Raw genomic sequence first — 4,365 nt, 5'->3', positions numbered from 1 at the left:
ACTCCTATTGGTAATTTAGAAGATATAACTTTAAGAGTTTTAAAAACTTTAAAAGAAGTTGATATTATAGCTGCCGAAGATACGAGGCAAACTCTTAAACTTTTAAATCATTTTGACATAAAAAAACCTCTTACCAGTTACCATGAACATAACAAAAGGACAAAAGGGGAAAAACTTATAGAGGAACTAAAAAAAGGGAAGTCAATTGCCTTAGTTACAGATGCAGGGACACCGGCAATCTCAGACCCTGGGGAAGACCTTGTGAAACTTTGCATAGAAGAAGGCATAAAAGTTGTGCCATTGCCTGGTCCAACTGCTGCAATTACTGCTTTAGTTGCTTCAGGATTAGATACTTCTTCCTTTGTCTTTGAAGGTTTTTTGCCGACAAAAAATAAAGAAAGAGAAGAAAGGCTAAACCGTATTTCAAAAGAAGAGAGAACTGTCATACTTTATGAGGCACCTCATCGTTTAAAAGAAACACTCCACGAATTGAAATCCTATGTAGCTGAAAGAAAGATTGTCATAGCAAGAGAACTTACTAAAATTCATGAAGAATTTATAAGAGGGACAATAGATGGGATTTTAGCAAAACTGGGGGATGAGATAAAAGGTGAAATTGTACTAATTATTGAAGGAGCACAAAAACAACAAGTTGAAGAAAAACCAGAAAAATTAATTCAAAAATACCTTGCAGAGGGAATGGATAAAAAAGAGGTTATTAAAAAAGTTGCTAAGGAATTGGGAATATCCAAAAGTCAAGTATATAGACTCGCTATAGGTAAAAAATAAAGAAGTTGGAAATAATAGTTATTATCAATTGAATTTGATTTTCAATTATTTTGCGTTAATAATATTTGACTATTTTTTAGGAATCAAATATAATGTATATCAATAGGTTAGATTTCAATTGATAATTTGGAGGATGCCATGGATAAACAAAAAGCAGCGTTATTATCTATGATTTCTAATAGCGCATTAATAATTATAAAACTAGTTGCAGGAGTGTTAATGCATTCAATGGTGGTAATTTCTGCAGCTATAGATTCTTCAATAGATTTAATAGCCAGTTTAATTGCTTTTTTTTCTATAAGAGTATCAGTAAAACCAGCAGACGAAGACCATCCTTACGGACACGATAAATATGAGAACATTTCTGGTTTTATAGAGGCTATTTTAATATTCTTTGCTGCTGTACTTATCATATATGAAGCTGTTGGAAGAATAATTGCTGGCACGTATGTAGAGAAATTAGAAATGGGAATTGCAGTCATGTTGTTTGTATCTTTTGTAAAAGGAATTGTTTCATACGTTTTGTTTAAAGTATCTAAAGAAGAAAATTCTATTGCTTTAAAGGCAGATGCAACGAATTTATTGACGGATGTATTTACTTCATTGGGAGTTACTACAGGGCTTGTAATTATAAAAGTCACTAAATTAGACATTTTAGACCCCATTATATCCATTTTTGTTGCGTTGATTATTATAAAAACTTCATTTGATTTGACAAAGGAAGTATTAAAAGATTTGACAGATAGCAGTCTACCTGACGAAGAGGTCAAAGAAATAGAAAACATAATAAAATCCAATCCTGAAGTTACCAGTTTTCATAAACTAAGGACGAGAAAGTCCGGTACTAAGAGAGAAATAGATGTTCACGTGAGAGTAGATAGAAATTATAACATAGTAAAAGCCCATGAATTGTCCCATAAAGTTTCAAAACAAATAACGGATAAATTTCCTGATTCCCATGTGATAATCCATATAGAACCGGAAGGAAAAAAAGAAGAGGATAAATAATAGGAGGACATACCCTCCTATTATTTATCCTGCTATTAGTCTACAGATTTCTTTAACTCTTCAAGGCAATTTTTGCATATATTTTTGCCTTTGTAGTTTATTACATTTTCAGCGTTGCCGCAGAAAATGCAAGCAGGCTCGTACTTTTTGAGAACTATTTGTTCCCCATCAACATAGATTTCAAGAGCGTCTCTCTCTGCTATGTTGAGTGTCCTCCTGAGCTCGATTGGTATTACTACCCTTCCCAATTCGTCTACTTTTCTTACAATACCTGTGGATTTCAACATTTTTCTCCCCTCCTGAGTTACAAAATTCGACAACTAAACTTCACTTATAATAATACCAAGTTTTGAAAAATAAGTCAACACCTTTTTTGGAATTTTTTAAGGTTAATAACATAAATTTTATTACATAAGAAGAAAAGCATAAAAATGAAGTTTTTTTGATAATTTGGGAGGGCTATATTATGATAAATTACATATGGTTTTTTATGATAGCGATAGGAGTTTTAGTAGGAATAATAAATGGCAGAATGGCAGAAATATCCAAAGCTATAATTGATTCAGCACAGACTGCTGTTACTATTTCGATAGGTTTAGTTGGTGTAATGGCTTTGTGGCTTGGGATAATGAAAATTGCAGATAAGTCAGGTCTTACAGATATTATCGCAAAATTGCTAAAACCTATAATCATAAGGCTTTTTCCTGATGTTCCTAAAGACCATCCAGCTATTTCAGCGATAATAATGAATATATCAGCTAATATGTTGGGATTAGGCAATGCAGCAACACCTTTTGGAATTAAGGCTATGGAATACCTTCAAGTGCTTAACAAAAAAGACAGTGCGTCAAATGCAATGTGCCGTTTTTTAGTGATAAATACAGCTTCAATACAGTTTATACCTGCAGTAATGGTTGGAATAAGGGCTTCCTTAGGATCACGAAATCCTGCAGATTTTGTGATTGTCAGTATACTTTCAACTAGTACTGCCATTGTGGTTGGCCTTATTTTGAATAAATATCTTGAAAAAATGCCTATATTTAAGGAGTGAAAATAATGATAAAAATTATATCTGAATGGATTATCCCCATCTTTGTTTTTGTTATTCCTTTTTATGGAATTATAAAAAATGTCAAAGTGTACGAATTGTTTGTCGATGGGGCAAAAGAAGGGATTTCTGTAGTTGTAAAAATATTTCCAGCTCTTGTAGCGATGCTTGTGGCAATAGGCGTATTAAGAGCGTCAGGCGCCCTTGACTTGTTAGGGAAATTTTTAATGCCCTTTACAAATAAAATAGGCATGCCACAGGAACTTGTGCCTCTTGCTTTAATAAGGCCCCTTTCGGGAAGCGGTGCTCTTGGGATAGCAACTGAAATTATGAAAACTCATGGTGTCGATTCTCTAATTGGAAAAATGGCTTCTGCTATGTATGGATCTACTGAGACCACTTTTTATGTTCTTGCTGTTTACTATGGGGCAGTGGGAATAAAAAAGATGAGACATTCTGTTATTTCTGGAATTTTTGCAGATATTGTTGCAATACTTTCGTGTGTATTTTATAGCAGATTATTTTTTTAATACTTGTATACTTTTTCACTTTTGTTATACTATATAGTGTAATGTTGTTTTGCCTTTTAAAAGGAAAGGAATGATTTTTTGTGGCAACAATACCAAAATTAATAAGAAAATTAGGAAAAGAAGCATATAATTTGTATATTGTTGGGGGATACATAAGGGACAGGATTTTAAATAGAGAAGCTAAAGATTATGATTTTGTAGTTCAGGAAGATGCAGAGAAAATCGCCAAATTGGTGGCAGAAAAATTAGGGGGTACTTTTGTGTCTTTTATGGCGGAAAAAGGCACATATAGGGTTGTGGTAGGAGATGAAATATTGGATTTTACTAATTTAAGGGGTGAAGACATATACATAGATTTGCTCATAGAGACTTTACAATGAATGCTATGGCTATAAAACTGACGGATTATTTTGAATTTGAATATATTATTGATCCTTTTGGTGGCATGACGGACATAAAAAACAGGAAAATAAAGCATGTTGGAATGATGACTTTTAAAGAAGACCCTTTGAGGGCTTTGAGGGCTGTGAGATTTGCTGCGACTTATAAATTTAATATTGATGAGGGTACAAAGGCTAAAATAAGAGAAGAAGCAGAGCTTATAAAACAAGTAGCGCCAGAGAGAATAATGAAGGAAATTTTTATAATATTAAAAGAAAAGAATTCTCACAAATATTTAAGAATGATGGAAGATTTAAAACTTATGGAAAATATATTTGAAGAAGTTGTTAAAATGAAAGAAGTAGGAAAGTGCTATTATCACCTTACGAATGCTTGGATACATTCACTAAAAACTGTAGAAGAATACGAAAATATCATAAATTCTATGAGATTTCCCAAAGACGTATATGATATAGTTTCGGAGTATTTAGATAGAAAGCTTTCTTCTGACAACAAAGTAAAGGACATAATAAAACTTGGAGCTCTTTTTCACGATATAGGCAAACCAGAATCCATATACATTGATACTGAAAATAGAGTACATTTTTA

5 protein-coding genes and 1 pseudogene are annotated in these 4,365 nt (G+C 32.7%); 5 read left to right on the top strand and 1 reads right to left on the bottom strand.

The window, feature by feature from the left end:
• Positions 1-789 (top strand): 16S rRNA (cytidine(1402)-2'-O)-methyltransferase (gene rsmI / locus M663_RS0101330; RefSeq protein WP_029687683.1); only part of this gene is annotated, 789 nt, incomplete at its 5' end.
• A 138-nt stretch (positions 790-927) separates the two neighbouring features.
• On the top strand, positions 928-1,797 hold the full coding sequence (locus M663_RS0101325) for a cation diffusion facilitator family transporter (RefSeq protein WP_029687682.1): 870 nt from the start codon (positions 928-930) through the stop codon (positions 1,795-1,797).
• Between the two features lie 35 nt (positions 1,798-1,832).
• Here M663_RS0101325 and M663_RS0101320 read toward each other — a convergent pair whose 3' ends face one another.
• Positions 1,833-2,084 (bottom strand): AbrB/MazE/SpoVT family DNA-binding domain-containing protein, encoded by a 252-nt coding sequence (locus tag M663_RS0101320; RefSeq protein WP_003867347.1) that lies wholly within the window; start codon positions 2,082-2,084, stop codon positions 1,833-1,835.
• 179 nt (positions 2,085-2,263) lie between these two features.
• On the opposite strand from M663_RS0101320, the gene M663_RS0101315 reads away from it, so the two are divergent.
• From M663_RS0101315 to M663_RS14410, 3 genes and pseudogenes are all read left to right on the top strand, one after another.
• Positions 2,264-2,848 carry a nucleoside recognition domain-containing protein gene (locus tag M663_RS0101315; RefSeq protein WP_029687681.1) on the top strand — a complete coding sequence of 195 codons (585 nt, stop codon included), beginning with the start codon at positions 2,264-2,266 and terminating at the stop codon, positions 2,846-2,848.
• A gap of 5 nt (positions 2,849-2,853) precedes the next feature.
• A complete protein-coding gene (locus M663_RS0101310; protein WP_003867345.1) occupies positions 2,854-3,375 on the top strand; it encodes a nucleoside recognition domain-containing protein in 522 nt (173 codons plus the stop codon).
• 80 nt (positions 3,376-3,455) lie between these two features.
• A pseudogene (locus M663_RS14410) lies at positions 3,456-4,365 on the top strand (CCA tRNA nucleotidyltransferase); the annotation flags it as partial.

Source organism: Thermoanaerobacter sp. A7A (assembly GCF_000445185.1).
Lineage (GTDB): Bacteria > Bacillota > Thermoanaerobacteria > Thermoanaerobacterales > Thermoanaerobacteraceae > Thermoanaerobacter.
The sequence above is the reverse complement of the archived record's forward strand: the minus strand, read 5'-3'. Positions and strand labels throughout refer to the sequence as shown.

Coding starts and splice junctions, on each gene's coding strand:
- M663_RS0101325 (WP_029687682.1), top strand. CDS start 928: ATGGATAAACAAAAAGCAGCGTTATTATCTATGATTTCTAATAGCGCA.
- M663_RS0101320 (WP_003867347.1), bottom strand. CDS start 2,084: ATGTTGAAATCCACAGGTATTGTAAGAAAAGTAGACGAATTGGGAAGG.
- M663_RS0101315 (WP_029687681.1), top strand. CDS start 2,264: ATGATAAATTACATATGGTTTTTTATGATAGCGATAGGAGTTTTAGTA.
- M663_RS0101310 (WP_003867345.1), top strand. CDS start 2,854: ATGATAAAAATTATATCTGAATGGATTATCCCCATCTTTGTTTTTGTT.